At 40.2% G+C, this 21,010-nt stretch carries 24 protein-coding genes and 1 pseudogene; 19 read left to right on the top strand and 6 right to left on the bottom strand.

Features of this window, described 5'->3' with window-relative positions; all coding sequences use genetic code 11:
• Nucleotides 1-223: 223 nt before the first annotated feature.
• The 7 genes from C4F40_RS08510 to C4F40_RS08480 all read left to right on the top strand — a co-directional run bounded on the left by C4F40_RS08510 (nt 224) and on the right by C4F40_RS08480 (nt 4,174).
• Nucleotides 224-709 (top strand): hypothetical protein, encoded by a 486-nt coding sequence (locus C4F40_RS08510; RefSeq protein WP_196938908.1) that lies wholly within the window; start codon nt 224-226, stop codon nt 707-709.
• Between the two features lie 172 nt (nt 710-881).
• On the top strand, nt 882-1,376 hold the full coding sequence (locus C4F40_RS08505; protein WP_196938907.1) for a transposase: 495 nt from the start codon (nt 882-884) through the stop codon (nt 1,374-1,376).
• Between the two features lie 4 nt (nt 1,377-1,380).
• Entirely contained in the window at nt 1,381-1,821 is a 441-nt protein-coding gene (locus C4F40_RS08500) for a hypothetical protein (RefSeq protein ID WP_196938906.1), read from the top strand.
• A complete protein-coding gene (locus C4F40_RS08495; protein WP_196938905.1) occupies nt 1,811-2,692 on the top strand; it encodes an SRPBCC family protein in 882 nt (293 codons plus the stop codon). The genes C4F40_RS08500 and C4F40_RS08495 overlap by 11 nt, the downstream gene beginning before the upstream one ends.
• An 88-nt stretch (nt 2,693-2,780) precedes the next feature.
• Entirely contained in the window at nt 2,781-3,149 is a 369-nt protein-coding gene (locus C4F40_RS08490; protein WP_196938904.1) for a DUF4180 domain-containing protein, read from the top strand.
• A gap of 26 nt (nt 3,150-3,175) precedes the next feature.
• Nucleotides 3,176-3,643: an OsmC family protein gene (locus tag C4F40_RS08485; RefSeq protein ID WP_196938903.1), complete on the top strand. Its 468-nt coding sequence runs from the start codon at nt 3,176-3,178 to the stop codon at nt 3,641-3,643.
• A 99-nt stretch (nt 3,644-3,742) separates the two neighbouring features.
• Nucleotides 3,743-4,174, top strand: coding sequence for a GNAT family N-acetyltransferase (locus C4F40_RS08480; RefSeq protein ID WP_196938902.1), 432 nt, complete (start codon nt 3,743-3,745; stop codon nt 4,172-4,174).
• A 35-nt stretch (nt 4,175-4,209) separates the two neighbouring features.
• Here the strand turns inward: C4F40_RS08480 and C4F40_RS08475 are convergent, their stop codons facing one another.
• The 6 genes and pseudogenes from C4F40_RS08475 to mobC all read right to left on the bottom strand — a co-directional run bounded on the left by C4F40_RS08475 (nt 4,210) and on the right by mobC (nt 9,971).
• Nucleotides 4,210-4,794, bottom strand: a complete 585-nt coding sequence (locus tag C4F40_RS08475; protein ID WP_196938901.1) for an ASCH domain-containing protein — start codon at nt 4,792-4,794, stop codon at nt 4,210-4,212.
• A 2-nt stretch (nt 4,795-4,796) separates the two neighbouring features.
• A complete protein-coding gene (locus tag C4F40_RS08470; RefSeq protein WP_196938900.1) occupies nt 4,797-5,651 on the bottom strand; it encodes an SDR family oxidoreductase in 855 nt (284 codons plus the stop codon).
• A 15-nt stretch (nt 5,652-5,666) separates the two neighbouring features.
• Nucleotides 5,667-6,032, bottom strand: coding sequence for a VOC family protein (locus tag C4F40_RS08465; RefSeq protein ID WP_059136919.1), 366 nt, complete (start codon nt 6,030-6,032; stop codon nt 5,667-5,669).
• Between the two features lie 69 nt (nt 6,033-6,101).
• Nucleotides 6,102-6,884, bottom strand: coding sequence for a helix-turn-helix transcriptional regulator (locus tag C4F40_RS08460; RefSeq protein ID WP_059136918.1), 783 nt, complete (start codon nt 6,882-6,884; stop codon nt 6,102-6,104).
• 90 nt (nt 6,885-6,974) lie between these two features.
• The gene (locus C4F40_RS08455; protein WP_196938898.1) at nt 6,975-7,754 is read right to left on the bottom strand and encodes a phytanoyl-CoA dioxygenase family protein; all 780 of its coding nucleotides are present in this window, start codon (nt 7,752-7,754) and stop codon (nt 6,975-6,977) included.
• 217 nt (nt 7,755-7,971) lie between these two features.
• A pseudogene (mobC, locus tag C4F40_RS08450) lies at nt 7,972-9,971 on the bottom strand (conjugal transfer protein MobC).
• 277 nt (nt 9,972-10,248) lie between these two features.
• Here mobC and C4F40_RS08445 point away from each other — a divergent pair.
• The 12 genes from C4F40_RS08445 to C4F40_RS08390 all read left to right on the top strand — a co-directional run bounded on the left by C4F40_RS08445 (nt 10,249) and on the right by C4F40_RS08390 (nt 21,006).
• Nucleotides 10,249-10,557: a DUF6597 domain-containing transcriptional factor gene (locus C4F40_RS08445; protein WP_196938897.1), complete on the top strand. Its 309-nt coding sequence runs from the start codon at nt 10,249-10,251 to the stop codon at nt 10,555-10,557.
• 47 nt (nt 10,558-10,604) lie between these two features.
• A complete protein-coding gene (locus tag C4F40_RS08440; protein ID WP_196938896.1) occupies nt 10,605-10,895 on the top strand; it encodes a transposase in 291 nt (96 codons plus the stop codon).
• Nucleotides 10,880-11,755, top strand: a complete 876-nt coding sequence (locus C4F40_RS08435) for an IS3 family transposase (RefSeq protein WP_313785378.1) — start codon at nt 10,880-10,882, stop codon at nt 11,753-11,755. Before C4F40_RS08440 ends, C4F40_RS08435 begins: the two co-directional genes overlap by 16 nt.
• A gap of 233 nt (nt 11,756-11,988) precedes the next feature.
• Nucleotides 11,989-12,174 carry a hypothetical protein gene (locus C4F40_RS08430; protein WP_196938895.1) on the top strand — a complete coding sequence of 62 codons (186 nt, stop codon included), beginning with the start codon at nt 11,989-11,991 and terminating at the stop codon, nt 12,172-12,174.
• Nucleotides 12,167-12,508: a hypothetical protein gene (locus C4F40_RS08425; RefSeq protein ID WP_196938894.1), complete on the top strand. Its 342-nt coding sequence runs from the start codon at nt 12,167-12,169 to the stop codon at nt 12,506-12,508. Before C4F40_RS08430 ends, C4F40_RS08425 begins: the two co-directional genes overlap by 8 nt.
• Before the next feature lie 284 nt (nt 12,509-12,792).
• On the top strand, nt 12,793-13,113 hold the full coding sequence (locus C4F40_RS08420) for a hypothetical protein (RefSeq protein ID WP_196938893.1): 321 nt from the start codon (nt 12,793-12,795) through the stop codon (nt 13,111-13,113).
• 496 nt (nt 13,114-13,609) lie between these two features.
• Nucleotides 13,610-14,200 carry a hypothetical protein gene (locus C4F40_RS08415; protein WP_196938892.1) on the top strand — a complete coding sequence of 197 codons (591 nt, stop codon included), beginning with the start codon at nt 13,610-13,612 and terminating at the stop codon, nt 14,198-14,200.
• Between the two features lie 177 nt (nt 14,201-14,377).
• Complete coding sequence (locus C4F40_RS08410) at nt 14,378-14,815, top strand: DUF5675 family protein (RefSeq protein ID WP_196938891.1); 438 nt, start codon at nt 14,378-14,380, stop codon at nt 14,813-14,815.
• A gap of 2 nt (nt 14,816-14,817) precedes the next feature.
• Nucleotides 14,818-15,078: a hypothetical protein gene (locus tag C4F40_RS08405; protein WP_196938890.1), complete on the top strand. Its 261-nt coding sequence runs from the start codon at nt 14,818-14,820 to the stop codon at nt 15,076-15,078.
• A 370-nt stretch (nt 15,079-15,448) separates the two neighbouring features.
• A complete protein-coding gene (locus C4F40_RS08400; protein ID WP_196938889.1) occupies nt 15,449-16,033 on the top strand; it encodes an RNA polymerase sigma factor in 585 nt (194 codons plus the stop codon).
• A gap of 54 nt (nt 16,034-16,087) precedes the next feature.
• Nucleotides 16,088-17,296: a FecR family protein gene (locus C4F40_RS08395; RefSeq protein ID WP_196938888.1), complete on the top strand. Its 1,209-nt coding sequence runs from the start codon at nt 16,088-16,090 to the stop codon at nt 17,294-17,296.
• Nucleotides 17,297-17,481: 185 nt separating this feature from the next.
• Nucleotides 17,482-21,006 (top strand): SusC/RagA family TonB-linked outer membrane protein, encoded by a 3,525-nt coding sequence (locus C4F40_RS08390; protein ID WP_196938887.1) that lies wholly within the window; start codon nt 17,482-17,484, stop codon nt 21,004-21,006.
• Nucleotides 21,007-21,010 lie beyond the last annotated feature (4 nt).

Genomic DNA, 21,010 nt, shown 5'->3' with positions numbered 1-21,010 from the left:
TATCGCAATATACAATAGACTTCACTTGCGCTAATACTGTATACATCATCGAATTAAAAAAGCAATGCTAATGGAAATTTTCAGAATATGATTTTGATTTTAAAAACAAAACGTTATATATTTACCATCTAAACAAAAATAGATGGTAAATATTTTTTTGTACGGATGTAGCGGAAGTTTCAGTTACGACGTATCTGATATAAAATTTAAAAAGATATAAAAAATGAAAAGATTACAGACCAAATTGATTTATTGCGCTTTAATAGCGCTATTAGGATTCTCAGTTTCCTCATGTAAAAAATCTACTGACAACGCTGATTCTACTTTAGATGCAAATCTTCTGAAAAGTGCTCAAAAATATGACGCCTTGATTTCGGAGAGAGAAGCGAAACAAGGTAGTTTTGAAATTGAAAACCTGTCAAGATCAGGCAACATATTAACCATAACTGTTAAAGGCGGTTGCAAAGAAGAGGATTTTAACGTGGTTTGGGACGGATCAGTCATGTTTTCTAGTCCTGGTCAGATAAACCTTGTTTTATACAATGATGGAGCAGATGATTGTGATACGCAAGAACAATTGAACGTCAAAGTAAATTTGGCGAAGATACTTGGCTCTCATAACCCACAGAATTTCATCATTAATGTTGCTAATGGATCTAAGAAGGAAGACGTGTCGTTAGGAACAAATGGCTCTATTGTTTATAAATAATACGGATCTGTTAAATAAGGTCAGGAACCGGAATGATAAATTCCATCATGACCTCGTTTGTTAGCCCTAATACATTAAAGTTCTATACACGCCGTAAGGGGGACTGCCATTCTCTATTTTGGAACTCTTGAAAAAACTAAGTTAATCCATAATTATAAATAATACGATTACAATGGATATCAATCAGCAATATTTAGAACGATCAGAATGGGCATTGGTAATTACCATTCTGGCTTATTTTCTTTTAAACGGTGCGCAAATTTTTGAGACAGCAGTTATCGTTCCGAAGTGGACTTCTAACCCACCATTCTCCCTTGGATTATTAAAAGGTATTAACCTAAAGACTTTCTGGATAATAACCCATTCAATTCATGAGATCACTTTCATTGCAGCTATCGCATTATGCTGGAAAATCGACGCAGTCCGTAATTGGCTGCTATTGTTGCTGATTTTTCATATTATAATTAGAGTCTGGACACTGATTTACTTTGCGCCTAACATTATATCGTTCCAAAGTGGTGCAACTGAAATTAGGTCGGGACACGAGCTTGTTGAAAAAGTAAGACTTTGGAAACAATTAAATCTGGTTAGAGTAGCACTTTATATCACGATTTCACTAGGCTTTCTGCCATTATTATTCAAGGTGATTAAACTTAAGGCTTTATAAAAATATGTCAACGAAAACAATAGCGCAAAAACTTAGACTTTCCACTTCTGATAAGGGAATCGTATTAAATAAAAGCTCAGAACCACTGCCGGAAATGGGATTACCAGAAAGCTTCTATACGGAAAATCTGGACGGTGGGTTTGATTATATCCATCTTTTTGTAACCCAAAAAACGATGCTCGAAAAAGAGTTTGACAGGATGAAAGCTCATTTACATCCGCAAGGTACATTATGGGTTTCATGGCCAAAAGCTAAGCAGTTAGGAACCGACTTGGATTTGACGGAAGTTATCAGGATCGGATACGATCATGTTCTGGTAGAAAGTACTTGTATGAGTATAAATGATATATGGTCTGCTTTAAAATTCACTTTTCCAAAACCCGGCAAAGAGTACCATAATAGCTACGGAAAACATCCTAAAACATATAATAAAAATGAATTTTGACCAGAACAATCCAGTGGTAAAACTATGTGCTAAGGGTATGGAGTTAGAGGGCGCAGCAAAAAACTTAGATGCTTTCGAACTTTTTAAGCAAGCCTGGGATATTGCCTCAAACGATTTTGAGAAATTTACTGCTGCTCATTACATTGCCCGGCATCAAGAATCCGTGGCGGACAAGCTATTATGGGATCAAACCGCATTAAACCATGCATTAGAAATTGATAATGAAACAATCAAGGCTATTTTGCCTTCGTTATATCTTAACATTGGTAAATGTCATGAAGATATGGGTGATGTATCGTCTGCGCTGAACAGCTATAATGCAGCACAAAATTACGCCACTCATCTTGCAAACGACGGTTATGGCGATATGATCCGAGCAGGCATAAAAGCTGGTCGAAATCGAGTTATAAACACTAAAAATTATAAAATGGAAAATTACAAAAATGAAATTAATGTAAACGCGAGGCCTGAATCAGTTTATCAGGCATTGACGAAGTTTATTCCCAAATGGTGGTCAGCGCATTTTGAGGGTGCAAGTGATAAAGAAGGCAGCACCTATACAGTAAGGTTCGGGGACAGCATTTATAAAACATTTGAGGTAACACAACTGCAACCCGATAAAAAGGTTGTCTGGCTAGTGAGGGACTCGGTAATCGATATTCCGGAACTTCAAAATAAAACCGAATGGATTGGAACAACTATAAACTGGGAAATTGAGTATATAAACGATTCAACATTGTTAAAACTGACTCACATTGGCTTAACTCCCCATGTCGAGTGCTATGACATTTGCCAAGCTGGTTGGGCTCAATTTATCAATAGTTTAAAAGCTTTTGCAGAAACCGGAGAAGGAATGCCGTTTAAGGCTTAACATAACATCGCTGCGAAGCGAAGATATATACCGCTGATTTAATAATTAATACATCATTATTTTACATCGGTGTACATCCTACTATATTATGGAAATTAAAGAACACAACACAAACGACATAAGAATTGCCGAGATCATCTCAGATGAGGTCCTTATTCAGGATACAGAATCCGCGTTGGATTTGTTGGGAAATGTTTATTATCAGGGGTTTGATGAAATCATCTTACATGAAGAGAATATTATTCCCTCTTTTTTTGATCTGAAAACAAAAATAGCTGGAGACATTCTTCAGAAATTTGCGCAATACCGAATGCCCATTGGTATCATCGGAGACTTTTCAAAATATCAAAGTAATAGTTTAAACGAATTTATTTACGAAACCAATAAAGTCGGATACAACTATTTCGGTGTTTCCAGAGAAGAGGCGTTACAGCATTTTGCTAATACTGGCCGGTGATTTAATACTAAACAAAAAACGAATTGATGAGAAAAGAACACTTTTATAATGTAGAAATGAATTGGATCGGTAACATTGGTACCGGCACCAGTAGCTACAGCGCTTATAAGAGAGATTTTGATATATCTGGGACAGATAAACCTACAATCCCGGGATCATCTGACCCTGCATTTAGGGGCGATAAAAGGCGTTATAATCCTGAAGAGCTATTGGTAGCTTCGCTTTCGGCGTGTCATATGCTTTGGTATCTTCACTTGTGTGCTGAGGCCGGGGTCGTAGTTCTAAAATATGAAGAGAATGCAAGCGGAGTAATGCAGGAAACTGAGGATGGAAGTGGTTTTTTCAGGGATGTCACTTTAAACCCCGTTGTAACGGTAAGCGAGACATCGATGATCGAGACTGCAATTGATTTGCACAAAAAGGCGAATGAAATGTGTTACATCGCAAAATCATGCAATTTTCCTGTTCATCATAAACCTACTATTGGCATTTAGGGAAGGAAAAATGGTATTACACGATTTCGAGTTTTTGATGAGTGTGGTTCTTATAGACGGGCATAATCGGAAAGTGAAAACCAACAGCATATAGCAATTATGGAAAATTACTTTATAAAGCAAGGTTTTGAAAACATGGATGTAAAGGCTATACATTCGTTTTTAATCCAAAGCTATTGGGCATCCGGTATATCAATTGATACTGTCGAAGCATCGTTAAGAAATTCATTTTGTGTCGGAATATTTGAAAGCGACAATCAAGTAGGTTTTGCAAGACTGATCACAGATTACGCAACCTTCGCTTATCTTGCCGATGTCTATATACTGGATAAGCACCGGGGAAAAGGGCTATCAAATCTACTCATGGATTATCTTTTTAATTTAGAATGGACACAAAAGCTGCGAAGAATACTGTTAGTCACTTTAGACGCACATTTCCTTTATAAAAAAATTGGTTTTGACGTATTTGAAAATCCCGAAATGATAATGGAAATCAAAAGAAATAGCATTTATCATAAACGCTCAGAATAGATAATCTCTTTGTATGTGAAATGGTAAAGTATAGATTAGTCCTTACTCGACCTTGATAAGAAGTGTTCTCCTAAAGGAGATATTTCGTAACCAATATTATGGCTTATGGTCAAGCCCATATTTTTTAATTTACGGATGTTCAGCTTAAGCCATTCTTTTTTAAAACCCGTTAATTTCGCAATTCCTACGGCGTGTAAATTGGGATTGTGTTTTATCGTTAATAATATCTTTCCAGTCCAGTATCCTTGCTTGCTGTAGTTATCAAGCCTTTCCAATTTCTTTCTCAGGTTTTCAAATTGTTGTTCTAATAGCTCCGTTTGTTGTCTCAGCTTAATTCTCGGGTCTGCGGAATGATAACTAACAGATATTTTGAAAATTTTTCCTGTGCTGCTGGATGTAAATGATTTAAGCAATTGCTTCTTGTCGGCAAAACCAGCATCTGAAGCGTCATTGTCGGTTACATCAATTTCGTTGACCACTTCGATATTAAGGATTTCAACCAGACCAACTGAGGTATGCAGAAGGCTCCCGATTTTTACAGAAGCCTTTTGCCACTTGCGAAAAGCCAAATTGATTTTCCCCGATTTAATACCTTGTAGATGTATCTCCTTAAATAACATAACTACAAGCTTTTAATATATTCAGCCAATGCTAATGGTTTTCTATGAAGTATTCTTTCTAGTGTCTTATCTGTATAAGAAAATTCATTATATTTAATACCGCTGGCCATGCTTGCCAGCAAATCGACCACATCACTAGGCATTTGGTAGTTCGTCAACTCTTCTCTGAAAATTTTTTCTGAAATATCAGTATGATTTATTTTTATGTCGCTCTTTTCTTCTGTTATCAGTTGTGCCAATTCAGCAAATGAATAAGCAGTATCTCCCGTTATCTCATAGATTTGATTATCATGCTCACATCCTATAAGTATGCTTGCAAGGGCTTCCGCTATGTCTAGTCGCGAAACAAAACTCACTCTTCCGTCACCAGATGGATAACGGATTTCTTTAGTTTCGATAGTACTTCCAATCAGCCCCGGAATGACTTCCATATATAGACTGTTTCTTAAAAAAATATAAGCTAAACCTGATTGAAGAATTTCCTGTTCGGTCGCCATTGCCTGATGCGTAGCCAGAAAATGAGCGTTAGATTTAGGTTTGAGGCTGCTTGTATAGACTATGCGTTTTACACCCGCTGCTTTTGCTGCCAGCACCACATTTTTTTCTTGTTGCCTTCCCGTTTCGCCAGTGCTTGTGGCAGATATTTGAAGCAACGTCGTAACTCCTTTTAATGCTTTCTCTAATTCCACCCGGTTATTATAGTCTGCCTTGCGGATCTTTACATTCTCAATATGCGAACCGGTTAACTTTTCAGGATTCCTGACAATGGCAATAATATCTGTTGGAGGGACTTTCTTTAATAAAAAATGAATAGTCGCTTTGCCTAGATTTCCGTTTGCTCCTGTAATGGCTATCATAACTTTATGTTTGGTTTAAGCTTCTAATGCAAATAACGCAATCTTGTTGCCCTCACTGTCCAAAACCTGTGCTATGACCCCCGATTTTATCCGCATTGTCTCCATTATAATTTTACCGTTGTTGACTTTCACTCTTTCAAGAGCAGGGCTTAATTTTTGACCAGCATTAAAATATAACATTATGGAGTTATTCTGGCCGTTGCCCAGATTTTGCACCAATGAGCCAGAGACATTACTTCCGTCAAATGGAAAAGCCAAGGATTTAAAACCCTCATTTTCCATTTGTGTTAATGAAATTTCCAATACATTCTCATAGAACTTCCTCGCCCTGTCAAAATCGTTGACAGGCAGTTCAAACCAGGTAATTATGTTGTTCATCATTTTTAATTTTTGTGATGGAACAAAATTATGGTGACTTGAAAGATCAAAATTGGATAAAACCGACAGGGATTATATTTTCCATTCGGGAAAGTTTTCTACCTTTTCATTGGTTTGATGAATGAACTGTTTTGGGTTCATTCCCGTGAATTCTTTAAATTCTCTTATATAGTGAGATTGATCAAAATAATCATTTTGATATACTATCCCTGTAAGATTATTGAAATCATTTTGTCGTAATGCTTGCAAGCCCGACTGAAAACGGACAATCCTTGAAAATACCTTTGGGGAGATTCCGACATATTGCTTTAGCAATCTTTCCAAAGATCGCTCAGACAAATTCATTTCCATTTGAACGTCTTTCAAAGTTTTTCCGTTGTTTAAAAGCAGGGTTGCAAAATCTGCTTTTGCAGCATAAACCTTTACTTGTTGTATCCGCTCGAGAAAGAAATTTGAGATAATTTCTATTTTCTCAGATATAGAAGCTGCATTTGCAAGTTGCTCCAGAATTGGGTCTGCAGTAATGCAGTCAATTGGAATATGTTGGTTAGTCAGCTCGAAAGCGTCTATATTGAAAATGGCTTTTAGTGCTGTCGGTTGTAGATATACACCAATGCTTCTGAAACTCGCAGTTGCTTTTTGCTCACCATGGCAGGTTGTTTGACCATACAGGAACATCTGTGGCAAAATTTGCTGCTCGTTGTTAAGAAATAGGTTTGCTTCTTCTTGAAATATGAGCCCCGGCAATCCGTCTGGTATAATTTTGAAAGTTTTATCTCCAATATCTTCCAATACCCAAAAATACCGGATATAATCCTGTAAAGGTCTTATTGGAATAATCTTCTGATAATACATTGTGTATAAAAAATAATTAACTACAAATAATACAAAATTAAAAAAAAGAGGCTGCACAAAGCAACCTCTTAATGTAGAATTCACCGCTGATTATTCTAAAGCTAACCGAATAGCCTCTTCAACCGGAGCATAACCATCAGTAGAATCTGAAACAGACAATTCTCCTTTCAATAGCAATGGTGGTTGGGCCATAAACTTAGGAACAGCTCCTCTATGAGCTTGACCCGAATGAACTAAAAAAGGGTGACATAAATAAACTGTACCTGCTTTACCTGTGGCATATACCTGTTTCCTTTCAGGCAGTGTGTCTAGCTTATTTGTAATTTCCATGAATGAAAGACCCGCATCACCTTCGTTCATCAATAGCTTCGCTATATCAATGTGCGAGCCTTCATAAATAACCGTTGGCGCATCATTTTCGCTGACATCCGAATACAATACGAGCATCAATAAAGCTCTGAACTTTGATTTTAAATTGGATCTCCATTCAAAATAATTGTCAGGATCATTTCCAGGAAAACTCACATCAACATGTTTACCTGTATCGTTCGGCTCCTGATCTGAAGGGAATCTGACAGGAAATGTGCCAACACTTCGGCAAGGTATCCATCTATCCTTACCAATCAATTGGTCAAATATCGAATGCATTTTTTTGCTATTTAGCGACTCGATAAATGGTTGCTGCGTATACATGCCAAGCCGTATAACAGGCTCAGTCCAAGTGGAGGGATTAGATCTATCGCAAGGAAGGTCATTCCATAATATATCTAAAGCTGCATCTGCAATTTCTTTGGAAAATGCATTTTCAATGCGAACAAAACCATTGTGAATGAACTGTTCTATTTCCTTTTTACTTAGTATTTCTGACATAATTTTTTGAGATAAAAAACTAATAACGAGCAACAATCACTTGTTGATCAATTAGTTTAGGTTATTAATAAAATTTTATAAATAGAATACCACACCGTGTAGAGAATACACGGCATATCGCTTAAGAACTAAGCTAAAAAAAGGATATTATAACATTACAGTCATTCTCATGTGACAAATTTAAATATTTTTTTGGCTTTTACAAAGCATTTATGACTCATATTTGTTTCATCAAATGCTGTAAATCAGGATCATTCTTTATCCGCTCCATTTCGCTTTCAACAATATGCAGAATGTCAGACTTAATCTGCCGGTAGTTGTTTTCAATTTCCTGTTTCATTCTATCCTCTACTTGTTCATCTACAAAAGACAGAATTTGAGGTATCTTCTGATAGGCTTTGGTTTCCATAGCTACCTTTTCATTGTCCACCACAATTTCGGCGTGAAATATCTTCTGCTCGATACGTTCATCAAAGTTATCCGATACCGAACCTACAAACATACCCTGTGTTAAAGTTGAGATTTTCGATGCAGGTATAAGGCTGTCTAACTGTGTGGAAATAGAGGTAGATTTATCATTGCGGTTAATCGTCATACTCTGACGTTTCTGCAACACTTTACCGAAACGTTCCGATAGGCTTTTTGCCGTCTCACCAACAACCTGGCCACTAAATATATTACCGACGGTGTTCTGAATGACCTTGCTTTCTTTGTCGCCGTAATCCCTTGTTAATTGCGAAAAATCCTGAAAGCCCAAACATACTGCTACCTTATTACTTCTCGCCGTTGCGATAAGGTTATCCAGTCCCCTGAAATAAATCGTGGGTAACTCATCTATGATAACCGAACTTTTCAATTGTCCTTTTTTGTTAATCAGCTTTACAATCCGTGAATTATATAAGCCCAAAGCTGCCGAATAGATATTTTGACGGTCGGGATTATTTCCTACGCATAAAATCTTGGGTTCTTTCGGGTTATTGATGTCAAGCGTAAAGTCATCACCTGTCATTACCCAGTACAGTTGCGGGCTAATCATTCTTGATAACGGAATTTTTGCCGATGCTATTTGTCCCTGTAACTGGTCTTGTGCGCCACCTGCCACGCATCCATAAAGGGCGACAAATAATTTTCCAAATCAGGATATGAGGTTAAAATCGTGAATACATCTGAATACTTTTTGTTCAACAATTCGATAGCGTGCGGGAATGTGCAATACTTGCCATTTTCATAGATTTTTAGATACCAAATAATGGCTGCAAGCAATATGATGGGACTTTCCACAAAAAAATCACCTTGTTTTTGTATCCAAGACCTGTTGAGGTTTAGCATGATAGTATATGCCGCTTCATACGCATCTGAAATATCCGTCATAAAATCAGGATTTAGCGGATTGCAACGGTGGCTCTTGCGTGGATCGTCAAAATTGATGACGTAAAATTTGGGTTGAACCTTGTATTTATCCCGATGCTTCAATAAATGGTTGTATGCAATGGTAGATAGGTCGTCAAACTTGAAATCGTAGATGTACATTGAGAAGCCTTTCTCAATCTGTTGCTTGATGTAATTGTTTACTATTGCATAAGATTTTCCTGAACCCGGAGTACCCAACACAATCGAGGCTCGAAAAGGATTGACTATGTTAATCCAGCCATTGTTCCACTTTCCTTTGTAATAAAACTTCGTGGGGAGATTGACAGAATATTCGTTTTCCATCAATTTAGTTTCCTGCTGGAAACTTTCATTTTCATTATTGAAAACATCGTCCATTAAATTGGTGCGAAGCAATCGGCCCATCCATACGCCAGCCATCAGTAAGGCAATATATCCTAATGAGATTGTAAGGATATATAGAAAAGTGCCTATTATCGGAGATAGCTTTAGCAATGGCGTATTCAGAAAAAACAGCACAAAGCCAATTCCCAAAGCCACATAAATCTTAGAACAAGTTATCTTCTCATTCTTTACGCCCCTTGTACCCAAACAGCTTAAAGCCAGCAACACCAAAGCAAATACTTTGGTGTACAGGGTATGCGTAAACAAACCGGCTGTTCTGTCGAAATTCCCTAATATTTTATTGATTACTTCCAACGTCCAGCCACGTTCTAAAAAGAATCCGTAGCAGAACCAATAAAGGTGCATCAGCACCAAAAGAATACTGACTGCCCGCATAAATGCCATTATCTTGGCAAGCCCTCTTAAATCATCTTCGCCCTGCATTATCTTAAGTTTTAATGTTCGAGCGTGAATTTAAAGGCTAAGTGGAGTGGCTATGAGAATGTGACAGTATAAGGCAGTGGGTGGCAGTATTTGTCCATAACTTCTATCAATACCCAAGGTGTTTTTTTTTAAAATTTGAATATCTTAAACTTTGGTATTTTCAACTAAGTCCAGTGCAAACAAACCTTGATTTTAGTAATAATCAAAGCATTTGTCAGATTGTGAAGCTCCGCTAACTATCTAACATTCACAAATACTTTTAAAATACAGCGTATATATGGATTATAAGACATTTCAACCACACTCTGATTTAGATTCATTAGTCAAGTTCTATTGGACTCTACAAGTGCCTTTTGACCCAAAGAATCAGAAGCAAAAAATCATACCAGATGGCTGTATAGAAATGACTTTCAATTTTGCAGACAAGATTAAAAAATATACTTCTGACACCGAATCTATCCTTCAGGACACTGCAATGATAATGGGGCAGCGGACAAAGTCATTCGATATACTGCCCACAGGTAAGGTTGACACGTTCGCAATCTGTTTCTATCCTATTGGATTTGGAGTTGCTACATTTGACTAGAGGGATTTAGTCGTCAGATTTAGAAAGAAACTTTTAAATTTGAATATATGGGCAGACGAGTGTTTGATGAATCCTTCAGAAAGATGGCTATAGAGCTTTCTTACACCAAAGGATCTGTAAAAGAAGTAGCTGATGAATTAGGCATCAGCCAGACTATTTTGAGTAAATGGAGACAACGGGAATCAGAGTCCAGTCAAGGAGTAGCAGAATTGACTGAAGACCAGAAGCTGATCAAAAAACTTCAAAAAGAGCTAAAAGATGCCCAAATGGAACGCGATATTTTAAAAAAGGCGGTCGGCATCTTTTCCAAGGGAGACGGGAGATATTCGGATTTATAAGAGAGCACCGAAGAATATTTCCAGTTGAAATGATGTGTAGAGTGTTTCGGGTAAGCAACAGTGGTTTCTATTATTGGTTAAATCACCCCAAGGGCAAACGTCAAGTTGAAAATGTCTTTCTGTTAAAAGAAATCAGTGAGATACATAGCGAGAGCAAAAAAGTTTACGGGAGTCCAAGGATTACTGCAAAGCTCGCTGAAAAAGGTATCCAAGCATCCAGGCCAAGAGTAGCCAGGATAATGCGGAAGGCAGGGATTCAAAGTGTTATACGCAAGAAATGGGTGAAAACAACGGACTCAGATCATGTGCATCCTGTGGCAGCAAACGTCCTTGACAGAGATTTTTCGGCTACAGGGTTAGGAGAAAAATGGGTATCGGACCTTACTTATATACGCACAGGTGCTGGATGGGTTTACTTGACAACGGTTATCGACCTTGCGGATAGAAAGGTAATTGGCTGGTCACTAAGTGATAGTATGGAAGCCAGAAACACAACGGTTAGCGCATTCCGGATGGCAATAGCATACAGGGGAATTGGGGATAAACTAATATTCCACTCTGATCAGGGAGTTCAGTATGCTTGCTTGGAGTTTAGGCAGCAGTTGATGGGATTACCAATAATTCAGAGTATGAGCAGGAAAGGAAACTGTTGGGATAATGCAGTTGCAGAGAGTTTCTTTAAAACAATGAAAACTGAGATGGTTTATCAAAGAACTTTCAAAACTAAGAAACAGGCATACCTGGCTATATTTGAATACATAGAGGTTTGGTACAACAGGAAAAGAATCCATTCCTCATTAGGTTATTTGACTCCCTTAGAGGTTGAAAAAACGATAATGAACAGAAAAAGAGCCGCATAATTTGCATCCAAAAGGAATCTAAATAAATGCATCTCAAAAAAAATATCTGACGAAAAAAAATCTCTAGTATACTATTGCAATTCCACCCCACCGTTTCATACAAATTTCGCAGTCGGGGATTGTAGCCCGTAATCGTATCCGCGGTATTCAAGGGCAGTATCTCCAGCTCCGCGGCAACCACGAGGAGTTGAAGGTATCCAACACGTTTAAACCGGCTGTATTAGCACACGTTTTTGGCAAAGACGCATGACAGGGCAACAGTGGCAAACCGAACTGACGCGACTGCGGCAGCTTATTTTTGGTCTACAGGACAAGGCCCGGGAAGGGGCACAGGGAGTAAAGCTGGAAAAAGACGAACTGCTAAGGTTGCAACAGCAGGTCGAAACAGCATTCATAGCCTGCACGTCAGCGATGGCTGACACGGTGCAGCAGCTTAGCTTTCGCCGTGAACTGTTGGAGATCTACATGGAGAAGGAAAAATTGGATGCGGGTGCGCTCGCCATGTTTCTGGATGATCTGTTCCGGTTTTATCAAGCTTGTCTGGAGCATTGGTTGGTATCACATGTCGAAGACAAAGTCAGGTTTAACCTCACAGTCGATGAAATGCTTATGCTTTTACGGCTCATGCAGGAAGTTGACCTGATAGAGGTTGACCAGCTGGGGGCAGCATTTAATAGGGTGAGTCTGTATTTTTCGGTCAGGGACAGATCAACATTTCGGCGGCGAGCTTGCGTCGTAAATACAGCGCGATGACGGACAAAAGTTTTGAACGTCTAGAAAAGCCAATAAGAGGGATATTACGTAGGCTCGAACAGATCAACGCGAAGGGAGGTGCCGGATCTTAAAGGCTGACTCCCGACTTTACAGGGATAAGATAGCTAACCAATTTTTTAACCGCTTCGTGAGGAGGGTTTGCATGTGTTTTTCGATAGAATTCGTATCGGCCGGACTGGCTTCGCAATTATGTGAACGGGCCGTAGAAGTAGTAATACGTGCATCTGAGGCCTGGATAAAGAAGAAGCACAATGTAAAACTACATGGAAAACTTACTACAAATTTTAATTGAACAACAGAAAAAGAACATCAAACTTACCAAAAAACAAAATAACCTTATCGCCAAACTGGTTTCGATGAAGATCCCCGTAGATAAAGAAATGCTTAAAAAAATGCTCATGGACAATACGGATCTCAAAGACTTGTTTAAATCTGGAAATACCAAATTCTTCCGGATGAAAAAKCTYKTCGACACTTATGAACTCGATTCAACGGATTTCTACCTGGCAGATGAAGTACTCGAAACAATTAGAAAGTACCGCACGCTTTCAAATAATAGCCAGCCAAAAAATGACGGTCCATAGCACCGTCATATATATGATCACCATCGACGAGTTGTCTAGTATCGAGTGAGTTATCCCGTCATCGCGATAATAACATCGTCGTCATCGCGAACCTGAGGCACGAAGGTGTGGCGATCTTATCCACCAACTTCACCTTACAGTCACCCTAGCCTGAGCCTAGTCCAACCAAAGAACAAGCCTAGCGCAATACAACAACAAGCCTAGCGCAACCCAAGGATCACCCTAGCCAGAGCCTACCGCAGTACAGCCTATACCCTGTCTATAAACAAGAAACTCCCAAGAAATGACCAAGACACGACTGGCAAAATGCAATATATTCCCGATCCACATCATAATCATTCGTAATCGTTCATATTCGTTCGTAATCATTCACAATAAGTTGATTGTCATTTATTTATGAAATATTTTATAAACCTTTGTTTCAGTAAGCCGATCGAAAGGGTACCCCGAAAAGCTTATCTGAACAAATTTTTTAACAGTAATAAAAACTAAAAAAATGGCAAAGTCAAAAGACAATGTGGTGATGCAGGGAGCATCAGGTAAAGTAGGAAGAAATCTAGTCTTCCGTCAAAAAGGCGATCAGACGATTATCGCAAAAAGACCCAGAGCCGCAGCGGTCGACAGACCGGTTAGCGAAAAGCAGCTGAGAGTGCAGAACCGCTTCTTGGATGCATCACTATATGCAAAGAAGGCGATCAAGGACGAGGAGCTGAAAGCTGCGTATGCCGCAAAAGCGAACATCAACCAGTCGGCATACAACGTAGCATTCAAGGACTATTTTACGGCTCCCCAGGTGCGCCGGCTCAACGACATCAACTACAAAGGCGCGGTAGGCGATGAGCTCAATTTCCTGATCAAAGATATCATGAAGGTCACAGAGATCAATATCGAGATCCTGGATCAAAGTGAAGTCCTGATCGAATCCGGACTGGCAGTTCCCCTCGATGCCGATAACGTCGAGTGGAGCTATACGGCTACTGTGGCAAACGCAGACTATGAAAATGTGATCTATCGGATCACCATGCTGGATACACCGAAAAACATTACAACGGTGATCAAAGCATACGGTGAGGACATGGAGCCATAGCCTAGGTTAGCATGACCGGGAGTTAGGTGGCTACTGATTAGTGACTAGTAACTGGTGATCAGTGACTGGTGTCTAGAAGCAGGGAATCAGGTAGCTGGATTCGGTTACCTGGTTCCGGCTTCCAGATCTCAACCTATAGCTAGGTCTTAATACTCACTACTCAATACTTAATACTAAATGAATACACACACACTCTATCTCCGACGGACATACGGAGAGAAGGGAACGAACGGAACCATCACCTATAAAGGTGAACAAATTTGCCATACGATCGAATTGCCATGGCGGAACAATACACAAAGGCTGAGCTGCATCCCCGAAGGAAGATACAAACTGCAGAAGACAAAGTACTATAAGCACGGGGAGCAGATCGGAATCCCTGCTGTTCTGGGGCGCGAAGCGATCCTGATCCATCCAGCCAATAACGCGATGAAAGAGTTACATGGCTGCATCGCTCCGGTTACGACGCTCACGGGGGAAGGTACAGGCGACCACAGCCGTAAGGCACTCGAGAAGTTGAAAGAACTGGTGTACAGCCTATGGGATATGGAAGCAGAAGTGTTTTTGGTAATAGGCGAATACGCAGATAGGCAAATTCGCGAATCCGCAAAGTAGAAATGAAAAACATTATAAAGAAAATCAGCCGGGCACTACAGGTGGTACTGCTGGCTCCAATTAAATTGCCGGGTAAGGCGCTCAATATCGTAAAATACGTAGCCGTCGGGCTCGGAATCTTGGAATCAGTCCTCGATGAGGAAAAGCGCGATACAGAAGGCGAAGACCAACAGGATAAAAGCGAAAAAGTGATTATTGGTTCCATCGATGTTGGCGAAGAAAATGAAAAGGAAACCGATAAAGAGGAGGAACGCGATGAATAGCCATGGCGGCGGTTGGTTTCCAGTATTGGGCGGGAGTTGTTGCAGCATCATGGGCTTAATCCCCTGGACGGATTTGATCCAGACGATCATACTCGCTGCGGTCGGCACAGTGGTAAGCTACTTGCTGTCGAGATTACTGCCGCGAAAAAAGAGGCGCTAGCCAAAATCATAACGCCCTACTGTAAAAGGTAGGGCGATTTTGTGATAAGAACGAATGGGTTTAACGACAGATTGATGGAAATCATATTATTTTGATTATCTTCGTTTAACCAGTTCTAATTTTGATATGACGCAAACTTTGAAAATTTTATTTATCCTTAACATTAGGTTAAAATTGGACTAATATATTTACCCGATCAAAGATTTATAGATGAAATTTATTGAAAATCAGTTGTCATCAGATGAATTTTTACGTTTTCAATCGGGCGATGAACACATCTTTGAAGAGATTTATAGTCGTTACTACGATGTGATCGTTCAGAAAGTATATCGGCTATGCCGGGATATGGAAGCTACGGAAGATATTGTCCACGAAGCGTTTGTTCAGCTATTTCTGAATAAGACGAAGCTGATCGATGCAGCGGGTATTTATCCTTATATCTATGTCGTCACCAAAAGATTAGCTATTTCTCACTTTAGGAAACAAGTGATCAAAACACAATTTCAAGAACAATTCTCGCTTGATTGGAAGGAGCAGACGGATGAATGCCAACACAACATCGACGCCAAAGACTTGAATAAGATGTTGACGCAGGTGATCGAGCAATTGCCGAAACAACAGCGACTAGTCTATAAAATGAATAAATTTGAAGACAAATCTTACGATGAAATAGCACGCGATATCGGTTTGTCAAAAAATACAGTGCGTAATCACATCGCTAGCGCTACGAAAATAGTGCGTTTTAAGCTCAGTAACCTGATTGTGTTACTTTTTATATTAAAAAATTTATTTTGAGCTAGTACGATTTGATGTTCAAAACGTGTATATAGATAGAAGCAAATGTCTACTATGCGTAATCAACATCGGGTCAAAGAAATAATAGAAAGATACCACCAGGGCAAGTGTACCGCCGAGGAACTCGAGATCCTCAAAGAACTGTTATCAAATCATACAAAGCAGGCGCTATTAGAAGATGTCTATGACGAACTCGATGAAGTAACGGTAGATGATGCGTTAAAGGCAGGAAAAGACCAGCTTTTACGCCGTATTGTAAACGACCCGCGTATCGCAAAACAAATCGGTTCAAAACCTAACCCCCATAAAATAATACCATTTAGAGCCTGGTCTTGGGCTGCTGCGGCCGCTGTTGTCCTGCTGCTCTTAGTACCCTCCATTTATTATATGTTTGGACCAGATAGGTCAGTAACACCAGATGAATCCGCACAATTACATTTAGCTATTACGCCAGGTGGAGATAAGGCCCACATCCTTCTGGAAGATGGCACGATAGTCAATCTTGACCAGATTCAAGGTGATACGGTAATTTATCGGGAAGGATTTTCGATCGTGAAAAGTAAAGACGGCGAGGTGTACTACCAATATGACAAACAAGACAAACCTATACAACAAACCGTATACAATACCATTGTAACGCCAAAAGGAGGGCAATACAGAATAGCACTTCCTGATGGTACGCAGGTATCGCTGAATGCAGAAAGTAGTCTTAAATATCCGGTCTATTTTGAAGACGATGAACGCATCGTCGAACTGGTGGGTGAGGGGTATTTTGATGTGGCTAAAAGTCATAGAGATGGTAAATCTATTCCTTTTGTCGTGCATGCAGGCAACCAAAGACTACAGGTGCTAGGTACGGAATTCAATATCAATAGCTATGACAAATACGTAAAAACAACGCTGATAGAAGGGAAAGTAAGCTTGGAGTCGCTGACGGATGGACACCAACCTGTAATCTTAAAACCTAACCAGCAATCCATATTTAATGATCATGCTTTTGAAGTGCATGACGTGGATCCCTTATATGCCATGGCCTGGACGAAGGGGAACTTTGCCTTTCAGAGAGCATCTATCCATGAAGTGCTGGAAAGCATAGCCCGATGGTATGATGTTGAGGTCGTATTTAAAGGTGACTTTGAAGACACTTATTTTACGGGTACGCTGTCGCGTTTCGAAGATATACATAAACTGCTCAGAACAATAGAACTAACGGAAACCATACACTTTAAAATCGAAGGAAGGAGGGTGCTGGTACTAGAATAATATTAAAATAAATCAAAGATGCAAAAATACAGGAGCGTTGCGACCGCCCCTGCTTTTGTCAATTTGACCTAGGATTGAAAATAACCTGTTAATAATTAATAATCAATCAACTACAAATGTATGAAAAAAAAACGTGGAAGTATTTACTGCAACGACGGTGTTTTCCACATAAAATCACAATTTTAATGAAATTGTCATTAACTATTCCTTTATTTTTGGTAGCCAATCTGCAGCTTTGCGCAAGTACATTCGGCCAAACCTTTACATTAAAACGGAATAATCTTAACATGGCGCAACTCTTTAACGAACTGCAGCGCCAGACTGGGTATAACGTCTTTTATAATGAATCGGTAGTTCCTGATAGTCAGGCAATCCGTGTAGCTTATAAAAAAGCTAAGGTAGAAGAGGTAATGAAGGATCTATCAAATAAATACCAGCTGGATTACAAGATAGTAGATAAGAATATTATCCTATCAAAAATGAAACGTAGGTCCCCAACGGAGCTTTCGGCTCAAGTAGAGCAGGAGCGTCGTATATCGGGTACAGTATCTGATGTCGGCGGTAATCCCTTGTCGGGCGTCACAGTAAGGGAGATCGGATACCAAAGCGTAGCTATCACCAACGACACAGGTCATTTTTCAATGGTCGTGCAGGGAAATGATCCTACACTACAATTTACTTCTTTGGGGTATGAAAAGAGGGAGATGAAAGTCGGTGATGAAAATAATGTTGTGGTTAGCATGCAACTCGCTATAGCTGAAATAGACAATGTCGTGGTGGTGGGCTATGGTACGCAAAGAAAAGAAAACTTAACGGGGGCAACCACTGTTGTGGATTCCAAACTTTTGCAAAGTAGGCCGGCGGCCAATGTGTCCTCGCTGTTGCAAGGTACCGTTCCTAATCTGCAAGTGCGGTTCGAGACAGGTAGACCGGGTGCAACGGGGAGTTTTAATATCCGCGGTGTGAATTCGATTTCGAACAATGCCTCGCCGCTGGTGATTATCGACGGTTTTGAGGGGGATATTAATCGCATCAATCCCAGCGATGTGGAATCGGTAACTGTACTGAAGGATGCTTCTTCGGCTGCCGTGTACGGCGCAAGGGCTTCGTATGGTGTGATATTGGTTACGACCAAGAGCGGTAAAAAAGGCGGGGCTTCGATCTCTTATGCTGGACAGACCTCCATCAGTGCGTCTACCACGGATACGGATTATGAAACGAGAGGCTTTTATTCTGCCGCGATCAATGATCTGTTTTTTTCGAACTATGCGGGCTCCAACTATACACGCTACACAGATGATGATATGTACCAATTGTGGATCAGAAGAAACGATAAAACAGAAAATCCCGAACGGCCCTGGGTAGTGGTCGAAAATAGAGACGGACGGGATAGCTATGTATATTATGGTAATACGGATTGGTATAATCACTTGTACAACCTGCGCAGACCAATGCAGACGCACAATATCAGTCTGAATGGAAGTTCGGATAAGATCCAATATAGTCTGTCGGGTAATCTATACAAGCAGGATGGTATCTTTCGCCAGAATACGGACAATATTACCCGATACAATATGCGGTCAAAGGTAGATTTTAACGTTAACAAATGGTTGGATGTAAATACCAACATCTCTTATTTTAAGTCTGCCTACGCATATCCCGGACCGGGTGGTGTAGAAAAAACGTTCGATAATTCATCAAATCATGCGCTGGCCAGTATCGTACCGGTAAACCCGGACGGTACCTATGTATACGGTACGTCAATAAGCAACTACAACGTGATGGACGGTTATTCCGCTATGCTTTCTCAGGGCTTACATCGAAACATGGATAAGGTGGGCGAATTCTCGCCAACAATCGAGGCGGTGATCCACCCATTTAAGGGTTTTGAGCTCCGATCCAGCTACCGGTTTATTCATTACAACTACCAAACAATGAATCGGTCGGCAAATGTGGAATATTCAAAATATCCGGGCGAAGTATTAAATATCGTCTCCGGAATAGGTAACAATAGGCTGTACGAAATCCAAACGAACCATGAATACCAAGCCGTAAATACGTACGCCACCTATGAGACAAGGATCAATGGTGCACACGACTTAAAATTGATGGGAGGTTATAACTACGAGACCAAGTACCTAAAGGATATTAAAGTGGCGCGTGATGGCTTACTGAGTACACAGCTGGACGATTTCGAGATTGCCACAGGGGATGTATTGGAAATCAATGGCGGACAGAATGAATACGCCATATTTGGAACCTTTTACCGCGCAAATTATGGGTATAAAGACAAGTACCTGTTTGAAGCTGCTGGACGCTATGACGGGACCTCTCGATTTTCCGAAGGAAACCGGTTTGGATTCTTCCCCTCTTTTTCTGCGGGCTGGCGGTTAGATCAGGAAGACTTTTTCCAAGCTATTGATCAACAAGTTCTAAATGGATTTAAGATCAGGGCATCCTATGGCTCCTTGGGCAACCAGCAGGTTGGATACTATGACTACCTGCAGACAATTAATGCAGGCGGTAATTTGGAATACTCATTTGGAGAGGGGGCACGGGCTCCGTTTGCAACCGAGAGCGCACCAAACTCGAGCGCACTGACCTGGGAGACGGTTAATACAACGAATTTTGGTTTGGATGTAGCCCTATTCAAATCTAGATTTTCATTTACCGGTGATATCTATTGGCGCGAAACATTGAACATGCTTACAGCAGGGAAAACAATACCGGCATATTATGGCGCCGATATACCAAGAGAAAATGCATCTGATCTGATGACCAAAGGCTGGGAATTTAGCCTAAACTGGAAAGATAGAATTCAGCTCGGACATAAAGATTTTAACTATTTTATCGGCGCAGGTATGGGGGATAATACGACCAAGATTACACGGTTTGACAATCCGAACAAAAATTTAGCGAATTTTTATGAAGGACAGGATCTGGGTGCGATATGGGGCTATGAAGTGAACGGCTTTTTTAAATCGGACGAAGAGGCAGCAAATTATGACGTGGATCAGCGCGCGGTAAACACGATTATTAATTCATCGGCGGTGGATCAGGGTCTACGTGCCGGCGATCTGAAGTTTGAGGATTTAAACGGAGATAAAATCATTTCACGCGGCGATAATACATTGGATAATCCCGGAGACCGGAGAATTATCGGAAACGCATTGCCGCGGTATAATTTTAACGTGAACCTCGGTGGAGATTGGAATAATATCGATCTTTCCGTGTTCGTACACGGGATCGGAAGGCAGCATTGGTATCCAGGAACGGATGCGTCCCAATTTTGGGGGCCATATTCTAGACCATATTCGAGCTTTGTTGCTTCGGATTTTTTAAGTAAGGTGTGGAGCGAGGACAATCCCGATGCCTATTTTCCAAGGCCCCGCGGTTACGTCGCGCTTAATAATACCAACCGCTCGCTGGGCGTCGCCAATACAAAGTACGTACAGAATTTGATGTATCTGCGCCTGAAAAATGTAACGGTAGGATATTCCTTGCCCGCTTCGGTAGCGTCTAAAGCTGGCCTGTCTCGCTTACGTGTATATTTTAGCGGAGAGAATTTATTGACTTTTACAAAGCTTGAAAGCAGGTATATCGACCCTGAGCAAGCGTCGACATTAAATTCACACAATGTATCAACAAGCACCGCAAGGACATATCCTTGGGCGAAAACATTTATGTTCGGTTTGGACATTAGTCTTTAATCAT

The organism is Sphingobacterium pedocola, assembly GCF_015209965.1.
Taxonomy (GTDB): Bacteria; Bacteroidota; Bacteroidia; order Sphingobacteriales; family Sphingobacteriaceae; genus Sphingobacterium; species Sphingobacterium pedocola.
This window is presented reverse-complemented; position numbering and strand designations above follow the sequence as displayed.

Excerpts from the sequence above, each read along its gene's own strand:
- C4F40_RS08510 (WP_196938908.1), top strand. The coding sequence starts at position 224 with ATGAAAAGATTACAGACCAAATTGATTTATTGCGCTTTAATAGCGCTA.
- C4F40_RS08505 (WP_196938907.1), top strand. The coding sequence starts at position 882 with ATGGATATCAATCAGCAATATTTAGAACGATCAGAATGGGCATTGGTA.
- C4F40_RS08500 (WP_196938906.1), top strand. The coding sequence starts at position 1,381 with ATGTCAACGAAAACAATAGCGCAAAAACTTAGACTTTCCACTTCTGAT.
- C4F40_RS08495 (WP_196938905.1), top strand. The coding sequence starts at position 1,811 with ATGAATTTTGACCAGAACAATCCAGTGGTAAAACTATGTGCTAAGGGT.
- C4F40_RS08490 (WP_196938904.1), top strand. The coding sequence starts at position 2,781 with ATGGAAATTAAAGAACACAACACAAACGACATAAGAATTGCCGAGATC.
- C4F40_RS08485 (WP_196938903.1), top strand. The coding sequence starts at position 3,176 with ATGAGAAAAGAACACTTTTATAATGTAGAAATGAATTGGATCGGTAAC.
- C4F40_RS08480 (WP_196938902.1), top strand. The coding sequence starts at position 3,743 with ATGGAAAATTACTTTATAAAGCAAGGTTTTGAAAACATGGATGTAAAG.
- C4F40_RS08475 (WP_196938901.1), bottom strand. The coding sequence starts at position 4,794 with ATGTTATTTAAGGAGATACATCTACAAGGTATTAAATCGGGGAAAATC.
- C4F40_RS08470 (WP_196938900.1), bottom strand. The coding sequence starts at position 5,651 with ATGATAGCCATTACAGGAGCAAACGGAAATCTAGGCAAAGCGACTATT.
- C4F40_RS08465 (WP_059136919.1), bottom strand. The coding sequence starts at position 6,032 with ATGATGAACAACATAATTACCTGGTTTGAACTGCCTGTCAACGATTTT.
- C4F40_RS08460 (WP_059136918.1), bottom strand. The coding sequence starts at position 6,884 with ATGTATTATCAGAAGATTATTCCAATAAGACCTTTACAGGATTATATC.
- C4F40_RS08455 (WP_196938898.1), bottom strand. The coding sequence starts at position 7,754 with ATGTCAGAAATACTAAGTAAAAAGGAAATAGAACAGTTCATTCACAAT.
- C4F40_RS08445 (WP_196938897.1), top strand. The coding sequence starts at position 10,249 with ATGGATTATAAGACATTTCAACCACACTCTGATTTAGATTCATTAGTC.
- C4F40_RS08440 (WP_196938896.1), top strand. The coding sequence starts at position 10,605 with ATGGGCAGACGAGTGTTTGATGAATCCTTCAGAAAGATGGCTATAGAG.
- C4F40_RS08425 (WP_196938894.1), top strand. The coding sequence starts at position 12,167 with ATGGCTGACACGGTGCAGCAGCTTAGCTTTCGCCGTGAACTGTTGGAG.
- C4F40_RS08415 (WP_196938892.1), top strand. The coding sequence starts at position 13,610 with ATGGCAAAGTCAAAAGACAATGTGGTGATGCAGGGAGCATCAGGTAAA.
- C4F40_RS08410 (WP_196938891.1), top strand. The coding sequence starts at position 14,378 with ATGAATACACACACACTCTATCTCCGACGGACATACGGAGAGAAGGGA.
- C4F40_RS08405 (WP_196938890.1), top strand. The coding sequence starts at position 14,818 with ATGAAAAACATTATAAAGAAAATCAGCCGGGCACTACAGGTGGTACTG.
- C4F40_RS08400 (WP_196938889.1), top strand. The coding sequence starts at position 15,449 with ATGAAATTTATTGAAAATCAGTTGTCATCAGATGAATTTTTACGTTTT.
- C4F40_RS08395 (WP_196938888.1), top strand. The coding sequence starts at position 16,088 with ATGCGTAATCAACATCGGGTCAAAGAAATAATAGAAAGATACCACCAG.
- C4F40_RS08390 (WP_196938887.1), top strand. The coding sequence starts at position 17,482 with ATGAAATTGTCATTAACTATTCCTTTATTTTTGGTAGCCAATCTGCAG.